The 13,951-nt window shown below is 49.4% G+C and carries 13 protein-coding genes; 7 read left to right on the plus strand and 6 right to left on the minus strand.

Going from position 1 to position 13,951, the window contains the following annotated elements:
• The first annotated feature begins 42 nt into the window (after positions 1 to 42).
• Positions 43 to 495, plus strand: a complete 453-nt coding sequence (locus tag ACJJIO_RS07390) for a DMT family transporter (protein ID WP_252083467.1) — start codon at positions 43 to 45, stop codon at positions 493 to 495.
• 20 nt (positions 496 to 515) lie between these two features.
• Positions 516 to 812, plus strand: a complete 297-nt coding sequence (locus ACJJIO_RS07395) for a putative quinol monooxygenase (RefSeq protein ID WP_444910620.1) — start codon at positions 516 to 518, stop codon at positions 810 to 812.
• Positions 813 to 1,016: 204 nt separating this feature from the next.
• Here the strand turns inward: ACJJIO_RS07395 and ACJJIO_RS07400 are convergent, their stop codons facing one another.
• The gene (locus ACJJIO_RS07400) at positions 1,017 to 2,468 is read right to left on the minus strand and encodes an aryl-sulfate sulfotransferase (RefSeq protein ID WP_444910621.1); all 1,452 of its coding nucleotides are present in this window, start codon (positions 2,466 to 2,468) and stop codon (positions 1,017 to 1,019) included.
• Positions 2,469 to 2,764: 296 nt separating this feature from the next.
• Between ACJJIO_RS07400 and ACJJIO_RS07405 the strand changes: the two genes are divergently transcribed.
• Entirely contained in the window at positions 2,765 to 3,430 is a 666-nt protein-coding gene (locus ACJJIO_RS07405) for an outer membrane beta-barrel protein (protein ID WP_444910622.1), read from the plus strand.
• A gap of 65 nt (positions 3,431 to 3,495) precedes the next feature.
• Here the strand turns inward: ACJJIO_RS07405 and ACJJIO_RS07410 are convergent, their stop codons facing one another.
• The 3 genes from ACJJIO_RS07410 to ACJJIO_RS07420 form a co-directional block, all read right to left on the minus strand.
• Positions 3,496 to 3,810, minus strand: a complete 315-nt coding sequence (locus ACJJIO_RS07410) for a hypothetical protein (protein ID WP_444910623.1) — start codon at positions 3,808 to 3,810, stop codon at positions 3,496 to 3,498.
• Positions 3,811 to 3,861: 51 nt separating this feature from the next.
• Positions 3,862 to 4,398, minus strand: a complete 537-nt coding sequence (locus ACJJIO_RS07415) for a hypothetical protein (RefSeq protein WP_444910624.1) — start codon at positions 4,396 to 4,398, stop codon at positions 3,862 to 3,864.
• A gap of 135 nt (positions 4,399 to 4,533) precedes the next feature.
• Positions 4,534 to 4,869 (minus strand): gamma-glutamylcyclotransferase family protein, encoded by a 336-nt coding sequence (locus ACJJIO_RS07420; RefSeq protein WP_444910625.1) that lies wholly within the window; start codon positions 4,867 to 4,869, stop codon positions 4,534 to 4,536.
• A gap of 627 nt (positions 4,870 to 5,496) precedes the next feature.
• Here ACJJIO_RS07420 and ACJJIO_RS07425 point away from each other — a divergent pair.
• Together ACJJIO_RS07425 and ACJJIO_RS07430 are read left to right on the plus strand one after the other, a co-directional pair.
• The gene (locus tag ACJJIO_RS07425) at positions 5,497 to 5,736 is read left to right on the plus strand and encodes a hypothetical protein (RefSeq protein WP_444910626.1); all 240 of its coding nucleotides are present in this window, start codon (positions 5,497 to 5,499) and stop codon (positions 5,734 to 5,736) included.
• Complete coding sequence (locus tag ACJJIO_RS07430; protein WP_252083479.1) at positions 5,733 to 6,140, plus strand: L,D-transpeptidase family protein; 408 nt, start codon at positions 5,733 to 5,735, stop codon at positions 6,138 to 6,140. The genes ACJJIO_RS07425 and ACJJIO_RS07430 overlap by 4 nt, the downstream gene beginning before the upstream one ends.
• 84 nt (positions 6,141 to 6,224) lie before the next feature.
• Here the strand turns inward: ACJJIO_RS07430 and ACJJIO_RS07435 are convergent, their stop codons facing one another.
• Positions 6,225 to 7,631 (minus strand): alanine/glycine:cation symporter family protein, encoded by a 1,407-nt coding sequence (locus ACJJIO_RS07435; protein WP_444910627.1) that lies wholly within the window; start codon positions 7,629 to 7,631, stop codon positions 6,225 to 6,227.
• A gap of 177 nt (positions 7,632 to 7,808) precedes the next feature.
• Positions 7,809 to 9,314 (minus strand): MFS transporter, encoded by a 1,506-nt coding sequence (locus ACJJIO_RS07440; RefSeq protein ID WP_444910628.1) that lies wholly within the window; start codon positions 9,312 to 9,314, stop codon positions 7,809 to 7,811.
• A gap of 185 nt (positions 9,315 to 9,499) precedes the next feature.
• On the opposite strand from ACJJIO_RS07440, the gene ACJJIO_RS07445 reads away from it, so the two are divergent.
• Positions 9,500 to 11,941, plus strand: a complete 2,442-nt coding sequence (locus ACJJIO_RS07445; RefSeq protein ID WP_444910629.1) for a glycoside hydrolase family 31 protein — start codon at positions 9,500 to 9,502, stop codon at positions 11,939 to 11,941.
• A gap of 51 nt (positions 11,942 to 11,992) precedes the next feature.
• Positions 11,993 to 13,894, plus strand: coding sequence for an alpha-amylase family protein (locus ACJJIO_RS07450; RefSeq protein WP_444910630.1), 1,902 nt, complete (start codon positions 11,993 to 11,995; stop codon positions 13,892 to 13,894).
• Positions 13,895 to 13,951: the final 57 nt, after the last annotated feature.

The raw sequence follows: 13,951 nt of genomic DNA on the forward strand, positions 1-13,951 counted from the left end.
GAGCAGTTATAGCCTTAAAACCCCTTCCGTGAGGTTCCAGCAGTGCCTAGCTCAATTCTTTATCCGTCGCTTATGTTAATTGCCGGAATCGGCATCCCGGTGATGGCCACGTTAAATAGCGGTCTAGGTGTGAAGCTTGGCAGCTCGGCTCTCGCTACGACGATTTTGTTTTTTGTCGGACTGACCATCTCTATTATTTACTTATTTAAAACTGAAGGTTTCCAAGTAGCCGGTTTTCACAAAGATATCTCCTGGCACCTTTATCTCGGCGGGATATTAGTTGCTTTTTACGTACTCAGCGTCACCTGGGTTTCACCAAAATACGGCGTTGGCAATACTATATCCTTTGTGTTACTCGGCCAGCTCTTTGCTATGGCCACCATCGACCATTTTGGCCTCTTTGGTGCACAACAAACCAGCCTGGACCCCAAACGAATTATTGGATTTATTCTAATGATTACAGGCATCTTACTAGTGGTAAAACGCAATTCATAAATATATCTGGAGATCTGACAATGCCCAATCTATATGTAATGGCAAAAGTGAAGTCTAAACTTGGAGAAACACAGAAAGCTAAGAGCATTCTGACAAGACTGGCAGCGAACTCTGAAAAGGAGAGCGGATGTTTGAGTTATCAGATTTTATATTCGAGTGAGGAAACAGATACCTTTATGACGTTAGAGGTATGGGATTCAAAAGAAAGTGAAAGAAGGCACTGGGATGAGCCCCATTTAAAAGAATCATTAAAAGAGTTAGAACCAATTTTAGCTAAAGAACCAAGAATCGAAAAATATCAGCATACTTCCGATTAAAAACATACGATTTTCTCCAGCAGAGTAAATAATCATAGGCCCACAACAAAATTAGTGTGGGCCAAGGAGAATATTCAGAAAGTAACAGGAGACACTTGAATCATAAAAGGGCAGTACATTTATAAGTTTCATCAGCAGTGAAAAAAATCTATTCCCACTGAAATAAAAAACTATAAGGACCACTCCCCCTAAAAGCTTGTGTCATTACTGAGGAAAATTAAAAACAGGATTGGTGGTCAACATTTCCAACCAACTAACACGCTCTGCTCGATAAATCGTGCTATCGTAAACTTTTAATTCCCACGCAGTTTCCGCTGGGCTAGTCGATGTTACCTCTATCAAGTAAGCATTGCGATCACTCCCCGTACTGATATCCGATGGGCCACCGGCACATAGTAATATATTTCCACCGGCAAGCTCATCAACGTCACCCAATGATTGAGTATACTTGGGCGCTATGTATTCCCAGGTTTGCTCAGCACTCATTGTCGATGTATTGAGCAGAAACTTTACTGCACGGCTATTGTAGATATTGCCACTCAACTCAGCTTCATTTCTGTTATCGTAAATCAGAATTTCATGATTACTTGTCAACATTGGCGCATGCTGCGAAGCCATCCAGGAACCAGTATGTAGTGTAAAGAATTTATCCTTCAAATCGCTCTCAATATCTGAGTCCCTCCCCATTATCCAATTTACCGCACCAGACTGATGATCAATACTGACCACCCAGCTCTGAGAGCGGCTAGAAAGTAAAATGGAGTAATCCTGAGGAACATAATGCAGTGCATTAGAGTGGCTCCAGTCAAGGGCTCCGTTATCCAAAACCCTACTGGCCAAAGCACCGGGGAAACGGCTGGTATCCAAGTGATCAAATGCTGACCATCGCCAAACTGTGTTCCCTTCAGTATCGATTTCCAAAATGGCATCTCCTTGTAAAAAATGCTCACCAAACTGGCCAGTTTCGTTGGTTAACACCAACAGATTGCCATTCTCCAGCAAATGCACATCGTGGTGATAACTCGGCAATTCGAAAGAGGACAACACCTCTCCAGAGAAGGAGATTACTCGGGCCTCCCCACTGAGTAATAAAAGTAAACGCCCATCCTGTAGGTTTCTCGCTACTGGGGCACCAGTTAATGGAACATCACCGTGCAGATACCAAACAACCTCTCCCTCTTCATCAAATCCCCAGAAAGTACTATCCCTCTCCGCTGATGGCGCGAAGATAGTGATGCCCCCCTCGGACTTAACCGTTTTATTCAAAAGCTCAACAGCGGGGACCCCCTCAGGCACCGATCCTGTTTTAAACTCTACGATTTCACTATGAACAACCTCACCACTATCTAAAAGTGCAACCGCAGTAAATCGATAGGTAGTATCAGCGCGCAGGCCGACGACAGTTACTTCGTGGTCTGTGCCTGACTCACTATAAGCTGTACGTCGTCGGCTGGTATCTGCAGATTTAAACCTTATTGCCACTCTCGCCGCTTCCGCAGTAATCACGCTGGCATTCACCATTAGATGGTTCTCTGGGTGAGCACTGAGTACTAATTGAACAGCATCATCTTCCTGCGCAAAAACCTTAGGGACAATACCTGTTAAAAACAGTAAGAATACTGATTGAAAAACAGCCAACCTAATATATTTACTCATAGAGGGTCTCACAGTTTGTTATGAATACAACTGTTTAACGCAACCATTGCTTCCTGGTTTACAGAGAAATTGACTTTTCAAGAGACTGTAATCGATAGTAATGGATGATTATTGACTAAGCGCACCTAATGCTGCACTATGCGCCAAAATTGATAACTGGTACGCATTTACCAAACTTCAAAAAATGCATTACAGAATTTGATACTTCACCTCTCTGCCAATTCATCACCACAAAATACTCACCGCTGCCTACTTATCCAGGTAGGTGGTCTTTTATATTGATGTAAGGATATCCTTTGAAAAGATTTATTCTCAGCTCCGTTATCGCTCTTTCCGCATCCAATACTATGGCAATAGAAAACAGCTTCTACCTTAAGTCATCTTATGGAAAGGTAGATACAGATGTTTCTTCACAAGAAGCTCAGGAACTGTTCGGAACAAAACTCTCAGATCCTAACGGCTGGTCTTTAACACTGGGATACCGCTTCAATAATTTTCTTGCCATTGAAGGCGGCTATGCAGACTTAGGCGAGGCTGAAGCTAAGAAAAGTGATAATGATGTAATTCCTGACATGAACGGAACTTACTATTACGACTATAGCTATAAGGCCGTACTTAACGCCCAAACTAAAATGCTGGGCATGTTCCTCTCCACCGATGTCAGTAAAAATTTTTATGCTGGCATTCGTGCTGGATATCAAACATGGGATGCAGAATTAAAAAGAAAGGGAAATTTCAATGCAAAATATGAATGGAATGATGACTTCTCTCAAGTATTTGATGATATTTCTTATAATGAGAGTTTAGCTAATAGTGAGTCTACTGATGGTAGCGACCTCTATTATGGTGTTTCCGCTGGTTGGAACCACAACAACTGGAGCCTAAGCCTGGAGCACACTATTTTCGAAATGGATGAGCAAAAGCCCAGCCTCTCCTCCCTAGCGCTGACTTACAATTTCTAAAGACCGCTCTTACTTTTTTCAGCAGCCAAATCGGCTGCTGAATTTATCTCTAAAAAACTCTAAAGCTACTTTATCCCCACAAACAATACCTCAAACCAGCGCAAGTCCTCCGGCCCCAATTGAGCCTTTTTGGCCAGTCTCTTATCTCGATACACATCCTTATATACATGATAAACCGCTCGCTCGGTCAACTCGCGCCAGTGTTCGCTATTTAGCTCAGGGATTGAGCCATCAGCTAAATTGGGATCGGTCAATGGGTCGTGCTGGGCTTCAGTGGTTCTCAGCGCTAATTCCAATTCTTGCAGAATAGGATTGATCACCTTGAGGGTATTCGATTCGGAAAACTGCTTGGCAACATCTTCCTCTGCCTGACGAAGCATTTTTTTGCTCTGTAATTCCGATAGCTTTTCTCCGGCTGGGCGCAAGCCGAATTAATTGACCAGGCCTCTCATACCGGGCAGCACCGCCTTGGCTGCCAGCCCGGCACCGATCAGGGGATTAAACACTGCGGCAACACCCCCAACTAACAGCATACCAACGGTCAATTTTCTATCGAGTTTGTCGATATCATCCGCCAGTCTTTCGAGAGAACTCTTTCCAGAATTTCCCCTTTCCAAGGATAACTCTACGGCGCTCTCCACCATAAATTTACGTAAACTCCCCTCATAATGGGAGTTGGGAAAGTGAAATATTCGGCGTTTGGATAGATCATTTACCTCTGGGGCATCATCAGGCAAACAACGCATTGTGTGCAGAGTAAAGCCAGTTTGTGAGAGCTTATAGGGAATCACAAAGTAGTGCTTTTCATCGTATCTCTGCACAAAATTCTCACTGCGCTCCGCAGAAGAAAATATTGGCAGTCCGGCAACTACTTCTTGAAAAACTTTTAAACTGCCGGTGATTTCAGCTGGCACTTTACAGGAAAGGTCAACCAGGCCCTTCTTGCCTTTATCGAAATATTGTTTCATATCTATTGATTCACAGAGAAACCGAGAAAAACCTGGTCTGATCTGCAGTATCCGCATCCCCTCGGCCGTTCTCCCCTGTGAAACACCTCCCTATGCCCCCTATTAAAAGATTAACTTTCTTAGTAAATGATTACTTTAGCTCGCCTCAGTATAAATCCAGGCTTCTTTACCAGATTTCAATTTGGCGGCAACCCGCCGATAGGCATCCACTTCATAGGCATCAGACTGAGCAAGCTCTTCGGCAGAGATTTCAAAGACTGTACCCTCAACCGTATCAGAAGAATGCCCTGTGTACTTCAGTATGGGGTGAAACTCCTTGCCGCTAGTTTGCACAACCTGTGGATCTATAATTCTTATTGCAGAAAGCTGGTAACCAATTAAAGTATCCTCAGATCCTTGTAACTTACGGCCAAAAGTCTCCAGTTGTACATTCTCTTGCTGAAGAGTGCCGTAGGAAAATAAACGCTCCATAAATTAACCCCTGATCCCGCTAATGAAAGTTCACTAATGTGGCAAATCCGCTGATACTTTATCGGCTAAAGACCCCGCTGAAGAAATCTCTTTAAGATAATTCCTCAGATTGGAGCTCTAACGCCTATCAATCCCTTCGCAAACCATTCTTGCAAATGTCTGTGAGATTAATAACCAGCAATTCACTTATTCCTTTTTGATGTGACTGGCCCAAGACACGGACCTTACCATCCCTTGGACCTGCATTGGTGAAAACCTGTGCTAACCCATCCCGCAGCTGAGGCCGAGTATACGGGGAGCTGCTTTGGGGAAATCTCTGACCTGCGCCGTGCTTCTGATTGGGTGCTAGGGATACCGCACCCTGGCAGGCAATGGTCAGGCTCTAAATCCATGGTTGTTTACACGGCCCACTGGCAATAGAGAGGTGTGTAATGCATAACCGACCTTCGCTGCAAAACCATCAAACTATACCTACACGACAGAAATCATCCCTACAAAAAGTACAAGGAGCTCTACGTAAAAACGCTTCGTTCGCCGCTGCGCTAATGGTTGTTGGATCGGCAATATTGGCCCCCCTGGCCTATGCTGCGGATTATTCCAATCCCTATTCCCGCCAGGGCCCAAGGTATGTCGCTCATCAGGGGCATGGAGGGCATTATGACCGGCACTCCAGATATAGCAGGGATTACAGGTACCGGAGAGAGTATAGGGGACACTCCCGATACAATAGGAATCAAAGGAGCTACTCTCGATACAGCAGGAACCAAAGGGCATATTCTCGATATGGCAGATACCAACAAGCTCAACCACAAAATAGCCGGCATATGTGGTTTAAAGGCCATGTACAAGGTACACCGCGTATTGTGATCGACTTAAGTGACCAGATGGCCTACTTCTATAAGGGAGGACGTCTCGCCGGCATGTCCCCGGTCTCTACCGGGAAACCAGGCCATCGAACTCCTACTGGTAACTTTCGTATTTCACAGAAGAAATACAGCCACCGCTCCAACCTGTACGGTCACTATATAAGCTCTCGTGGCCAAGTACTGCGCAGTAATGTGGATGTACGCCGCCATCGCAAGCCTGCCGGGTCTCGCTTCCGCGGAGCCTCAATGGATTACATGATGCGGATTAATGGCCCAGTCACCATGCATGCCGGTTATGTACCCGGTTACCCGGCCTCCCATGGCTGTATCCGCATCCCCTGGCATATGGCGAAGATTTTCTACCGCCACGCCAGAGTCGGCACAAAGGTATCCGTTGTACCTTAGGTAAAATCTAGACACTTGTGAAAAGGCACCATAAAAAAGGCGGACTATTAAGTCCGCCTTTTTCTTTGCCTGGAAAAACGTCTGCTATTGAGAGGCCTCTGCCCCCTCCCGCTTTGCGACTTCCATACGGGTGAAATACGCATGCGCTGCACGGTTTACATGCCGTGCCAGCAGTAATGTGGAAACCATAGTGGGCACAGCCATTACGGCGTACATGCCAATAATAATGCTGTTGACCGCGCTCAGAGAAGCCACCGCACCCAATACAATCAGTATCATATAGAGCCCGGTATAAAGGCCCTGCCAGCGGCAGCCAAAAAGAAAAACATAGCACTTCATACCGTAATACCAGCAGGTGACGATGGTGCTAAAAGCCAGTGGTAGGACCATTAGCAGTAGCAAAATTGGACCAAACTGCCCAAATACCTGAGAAAATGCCTGTGCAGTCAGGGTAACGCCGGCAATATCCCCTTCCTGCTGCCAAGCGCCAGTCAGTAGTATCACCAGGGCAGTGCAAGTGCAGATAACCAGTGTGTCTACAATGGGGCCCAGCATGGCAACCACGCCTTCTCGAACGGGCTCACGGGTTTTCGCTGCACCATGGGCCAAAGACTCTGTGCCTATACCCGCCTCATTAGAAAATGCGCCCCGGCTCACCCCTACTGTGATTACCGAACCCAGAGTACCTCCAGCAATAGCTTGACCGCTGAAAGCATCAGAGAAAATTAGCGCAAATGCTGCCGGTACCTGCTCCCAGAAGCTGGCAATTACCACAAGGGTCATGCCCAAATAAAGCAGCACCATGCCCGGCACTACTCTTGCGGAGAATTTACCGATACGCTGGATACGACCGGCTATAACGTAGGCCGATGCAACAGCAATTAATAAGCCAATAACAAAATCAAAAGTGAGTGAACCTCCGGGCGCTACCCAACCCAAGGGCTCAGCAAAAGACTCGCGCAGTAACTGCGTGGTTTGATTGGACTGAAACACCGGCAACATACCGCAGAGTCCCGCCACGGCAAACAGTACCGCGAGCGGCATCCAGCGTCGGCCCAACCCCTCGCGAATAACATACATGGGGCCACCTTGCAGTTCCCCGGAGGCATCGCGACCGCGAAACATCACCGCCAGCGTCGCTGTATAGAACTTGGTAGCCACCCCCACCAGGGCAGTTACCCACATCCAGAAAATCGCCCCAGGCCCACCAATCGTAATTGCGATGGCAACCCCGGAAATATTGCCAAGTCCCAGGGTTCCCGAAAGCGCTGTGGATAGCGCTTGGCTATGATTCACTTGGCCAGGGTCATTGGGGTCATCATATCGGCCACTTAAAAGCCCAATACTGTGCCCAAGATGGCGGTAGGGACGGCCACGAGAATAGATTAATAGCGCGAGGCCGCCACCAACGAGTAGCATTAATAAGGGGGGACCCCAGACAAAACTGGCAAAAGCCTCTAATGCCTGATCAATTGCAGGGAATATCGACATAAGTTAATTCATTTCCGGTGAGATCCGCCCAGTCTAGGTACGCTCACACCAGACTGTCAAAATGCTGCCATAAAATTCCGTAGACCCATAAATGCGAAAACTTTGCGAAAACCTGGAATCCCGGCAATAAAAAAGCCCCTAACAGGGGCTTTTCTAACAATCTTTTACAACTTTTTATCAAGCTGTAGTAGTTGCCTTTAATGCGGGCTCGGGTTCTGAACTCTCCCTCACCAGCGCCACCGATATAGCGCCAAGCAACATACACACCCCCGCCAAAACAATGATGTAAATTGCCTGGTTTTCGAAAACTGTTTTCAATATCAAGCCAGCTACCAGGGCGGAAACAATCTGCGGTGCGGCGATAGTGAAATTAAAAATCCCCATATAAACACCGGTCTTATCCGCCGGCAGCGAGTCGGAGAGGATCGCATAGGGCATCGCCAGAATAGCGGCCCAGGCAATGCCCACACCCACCATCGGTAGCAATAATCCCAGGGCGCCACTGGGTACGGAAACTTCTGTAATCAACAGATTCACCTGTGTGGGATCGCCCCCCTGGAAGAACAGGAAGCTGATGTATCCCAAACCGCCCAGTGCCAGCGATAGGGAATAAGTGAGCTTACGCCCCAGTACCTGAGACAAACGGGCCAGGACAATGGAGAAGATCGCTGCGAACAGGGAGTAAGCAGCAAAAATAATTCCAACCCAGTCACCGGCAGCACCCTTAGCGGCAGCGATATGTGCGGGAATTTCTTTGACACTTTCCAGATAGGCGGGATCAAACCACTTGGCTTCCACTCCCCAAACGTGTTGAGTGATTGCTGGCGTGGTGTAAACCCACATAATAAACAGGGCAAACCAGGAGAAAAATTGCACCAGGGCCAGCTGGCGCATAGTACGCGGCATTTTAATTAGCAGTTGGAAAAAACCGATCAAACGCTTTGCCAGTGGGGCTTTTTGCAGTCGTTCCCGCTCCAGTTGCGCGGAGTCGAGACCTTTATAGGCATTGTACTGCTCTGGCGGATACTCCTTGGTACGCAGCACAGTCCACAACACACTGCCCAGCAGCACTGTGGCGCCGATATAGAAAGCCCATATAACGGAGGGCGCCACCTCTCCCGCACGGGCAGTATTTTCCAGACCGATCACATTAGTCAGGATGAATGGCAACATGGAGCCGAAGATGGCGCCAATGTTAATCAGCAAAGACTGTATCGAGTACCCCAGGGTGCGCTGCTCTGATGGCACCATGTCGGACACCAGGGCGCGGAAAGGCTGCATGGTCACGTTAAAGGCCGCGTCCATCAGGGCCAACATAACGCCGCCGAAAATAATTGGGGCCACTATCGCCACCACAATCCCGGCATTGGGCATAAACGCCATCCCCAGGGCTGCGGCGATGGCACCAAAAAGGATAAAGGGGTTGCGGCGACCGAAGCGACTCCAGGTCCGGTCCGATGCCGAGCCCACGATAGGTTGCACAATAAGTCCCATGAGCGGTGCCACTATCCAGAACAGCGACAGAGAGTGCAGGTCCGCTCCCAGATCTGAAAGAATCCGGCTGGCATTGGCATTTTGCAGGGAAAAGCCAAACTGCACACCGAGAAAGCCGAGACTGACATTCCATACCTGCCAGAAGGGCAGACGGGGCTGTTGAATAGGATTGGGCTCTGATTGGCTCATAGGGTCACCGCATCTCTCGTTATGCTTATTTTGCCATTCTGACACGCCCACCACAGACCTCCATCCTCCCCCCAGCGGGGAGGATGCGGGCCAGATTCTGCGCTTTAGGATAAACTCAGGCCCAGCGTACGCGTCGGGCCAACAAAAACCAGTGAATCCTAATCAAGCAACTGAAGTCCCGCGCGATGATCCTAAAACTCCCACTCCTGCGCCTGGTGTGCCTCGCAGCTACACTCTGCCTGAGCGCTCAATCCCTGGCCGCTGAACAGCGCAACTACCACGATCACACCATGAGCGAAGACTCACTAACTGTACAGACGAGTGAGGGCGAGGTCACCCTCACCCCGGTTGGTCCGTCAGCGCTATCGGTGCACTATCGCCGCGAAGGCCTGAAGCAGTTGCCCTCATTTGCGTTGGCCAGCGATTCTGCCGGCCGACCCGAGGCTACGCTGAAGCAAAAAGGGGACAAGCTCGTTTACCGCACTGGCTCGCTTACTGCAGTCATCCACAAGTCTCCCTTCCGAATCGAGTACTTGCGCGGTAGCGAACAAATCCTGAGTGAAGAGCGTGGCTTCTTTGCCACCGAGACGATGCGCGGATTCCGTTTCGCACTGTCGCCAGAGGAAAAACTGCTGGGCGGCGGAGAGCGGGTTATGGGGATGGACCGTCGCGGTCAACGCCTGCCACTGTATAACCGTGCCCATTACGGATACACCACCGAATCCAACCAGATGTATTTTTCCCTGCCAGCAGTACTGTCCAGCAACAAATACATTCTGCTGTTCGACAACTCTGCCACCGGCACCCTGGATCTGGGCGCAAACGAAAAAGATATCCTGCAATTTGAAGCCGTAGCCGGGCGCACCGCTTACATCGTGGTAGCCGGTGAGACTTATCCACAGTTGCTGGAAAATTATGTATCCACCACCGGCAAACAGCCCCTGCCCCCCCGTTGGGCCTTGGGTAACTTCGCCTCCCGCTTTGGCTATCACAGCGAAGCTGAAGTCCGCGCAACCGTGGATAAATTTGCCGAAGAAGATTTCCCCCTGGACGCCCTGGTGTTGGACCTCTACTGGTTTGGCCCGGATATCAAAGGCCATATGGGCAACCTGGCCTGGGACAAGGAAGCCTTTCCCGAACCAGAAAAGATGATGGCCGACCTTAAAAAACGCGGTATCAATACCATCCTGGTGACCGAGCCTTTTGTCCTCTCCACCTCCGAGCGCTGGCAGGAAGCCGTGGCGAATAATGCCCTGGCCAAAAACCTAGCCGGAGAGCCCAAGCGTTTTGATTTCTACTTCGGCAATACCGGCTTGATTGATGTCTTCTCCGAAGATGGCCGCGACTGGTTCTGGAATATTTACGACGGGTTATTGGAACAGGGCGTAGCTGGCTGGTGGGGCGACCTGGGTGAACCGGAAGTTCACCCCTCCGATACCGTTCACGCAATCGGTATGGCCGATGAAATCCACAACGCCTTCGGCCACGCCTGGGCACAATTACTACACGAACGCCAAACGGCAAAACACCCTGAACGCCGCCCCTTTATTATGATGCGCGCCGGTTTTGCCGGCTCCCAGCGCTACGGCATGATCCCCTGGACCGGCGACGTTGCTCGGGAATGGGGTGGCTTACAGCCCCAGGTGGAATTGGCTCTGAGTATGGGCTTGCTGGGCTTTGGCTACACCCATTCAGACCTGGGTGGCTTTGCCGGTGGTGAGAAATTTGACCGTGAACTCTACATCCGCTGGTTACAGTACGGCGTATTCCAACCGGTTTACCGCCCGCACGCCCAGGAGCATATTGCTTCCGAGCCAGTTTTCCACGACCGCCGCACCCGCGACATCCTGCGCGAATATGTAAAACTGCGCTATCGCCTGCTGCCCTACAACTACACCCTCGCCTTCGAAAACAGCCAGACCGGCATACCGTTGATGCGCCCGCTGTTTTTCGAAAACGAAAGTGATCTGTCCCTACTGGACTACAAGGATGCTTACTTGTGGGGTCAGGATTTCCTCGTTGCCCCAGTCGTGGAAGAAGATGTGGATGAGGTCGCGGTAAAACTGCCCGGCGGCACCTGGTTCAATTACTGGACTGATGAACAATATTCTGGCGATCAGGCCCTGGTAGAAGTGAACCTGAAAACTATTCCTGTACTGGTGCGGGCCGGCGCCATTATTCCCACCATTGACGGTATTCACAGCAGTCGTGATTACTCCAGTAAAAACCTGACCTTGGATTACTACGCGCACCCATCAGCAGCAAAATCTGAGCGCTATGTTTATGAGGATGATGGTGCTACCGCGCAAGCTTTTGAAAAAGGCAAATACGAGAAGCTGCATTTCTCAGCAGAAAACAAACAGCAGGGTTTATCCTTTTCCTTTAGGCGTGAAGGCGAGGGCTATACCGGTATGCCGGAGTCCCGCAAGGTCACTTTAAAGATTCACAACTGGCAACAAGTGCCCGTGCAGCTCAATATTACCGGCAAGTCCCTGCCTATTTTCGACAGTGAAAAAGACTTTGCTCAGACACCCCGTGGGGCCTGGTACAACAAGCGCAAGCAGCAACTGCTGGTTAAATTTGACTGGCATAAAGAACCGCTGGATTTAGTGCTCAAAAATCAATAATTCAGCAAACCGCTGTTCACTGACAAAAAAATTTAAAGTCATCAGGAAACAATGAAGAAGTTACATTCCCTGTTTATTGCCAAACTCATTTCGGCTTCATTACTAGGTGCTGCTCTATTCGGCACTGCCGGCTGCAGCCAGGAGAGCAGCCCGGAAGAATTACAACCCGCTGAAAAAGTTGCGGAGAAAAAAGCCGTTATCTACCAAGTGCTACCGCGCTTATTTGGCAACACTAACAGCACCAACAAACCCTGGGGCACACTCGAAGAGAATGGTGTAGGTAAGTTCTCCGACTTTACCCCAAAAGCACTGAATGAAATCCACGCGCTGGGCGCCACCCATATCTGGTACACCGGCGCCCTACACCACGCGCTCGTTGGCGACTATACGGAATACGGTATCAGTAACGATGATCCAGATGTGGTCAAAGGCCGCGCCGGCTCTCCCTATGCCATCAAGGATTACTACAGCGTAAACCCGGACCTGGCCAATAACCCAGCAGAGCGATTACAGGAATTCCGTGCACTGGTGGAACGCAGCCACGCGGCCGGTCTGAAAGTGATTATCGATATAGTGCCCAACCATGTAGCCCGCGCCTATCATTCTCTCGATAAACCCCAAGGCGCACAGGATTTTGGAGCTGGCGACAACACCCAGGTCACCTACGCCCGCAACAACAATTTCTACTATGTGGTGGGAGAAGACTTCCGCGTGCCCGTTGCAGAAGACAGTTATCAGCCTCTCAATGGCGAAGCCAATGATCTTGTCGATGGGCAGTTTATAGAGAGTCCAGCGAAATGGACCGGTAATGGCGCGCGCCGTGCACAACCTGCCATGCACGACTGGTATGAAACCGTCAAAATTAATTTTGGCGTTCGTCCCGATGACAGCAAGAATTTTTCTGAGCTACCCCAGGAATATGCCGAGCGTGACTACCGGGCCCACGCCCAGTTTTGGGCAGACAAGAAAGTCCCGGACACCTGGGAAAAATTCCGCGATATCGCCCACTACTGGCTGGACTTTGGCGTGGATGGATTCCGCTATGATATGGCCGGTATGGTACCGGTAGAATTCTGGAGCTACCTGAATTCCTCCATCAAAATGCGCAACCCCAACACACTGTTACTTGCCGAAATCTATACTCCAGAGCGCTACCGGGACTATCTGCATCTGGGCAAAATGGATTACCTCTACGATAAAGTCGGCACTTACGACGCTATTCGTGCGGTCATGGAGAACAAGGGCAGCACAGATAAAATCGCAGAGGTACAGGCAAGCCTGGTAGATATTTCCTCTCATATGTTGCGCTTTATTGAGAACCACGACGAGCAGCGTATTGCCAGCCCACAATTTTCTGGCAACCCAGAGGCTGGCAAACCTGCAATGCTGGTGTCTGCCGCGCTCTCTCCAGCCCCTACCTTGGTTTACTTTGGCCAGGAGTTAGGAGAGCCCGCCAACAAAGATGCCGGCTTCGGTAAAGCCAGCCGCACCACCATTTTCGACTACTGGTCAGTACCCAGTGTGCGCCGCTGGAATAATGAGGGCGCTTTTGACACTGCTCTGCTGACAAAAGAAGAAAAAGAATTGCGCAGCTTCTACCAGCGCCTGCTTAATTTCTCCAAACAGAGCCCGGCCTTACTTGGCGATTATCTAGACTTGCACAGCTACAACCGCAAACAGGATAGCGGCTATGGGGAAAAACAATTTTCTTTTGCGCGCTGGAATAAAACAGAAAAACTCTTGATCGTTGCAAATTTTGATCGAGAGGCCAGCAAATTCGAACTGCTGATCCCCAATGAGCTACTTAAACAGTGGAAACTGAAAGACGGCAGCTATGCATTAGAAGGGCAGATCAACAATGCGAAGCAACAGCTGGTTATCCAAAACGGCCAAGGCAGAATAACCCTTAATCTTCTCCCCTTTGAAGGCCATATCTTCAAACTTGACAATTGACTAGCAAATACAGTCTTTTATTACAGAAAACCCGGATCGAAGCCGGGTTTTCTGTAT

It is taken from the genome of Microbulbifer mixtoriginis (SeqCode), assembly GCF_052467235.1.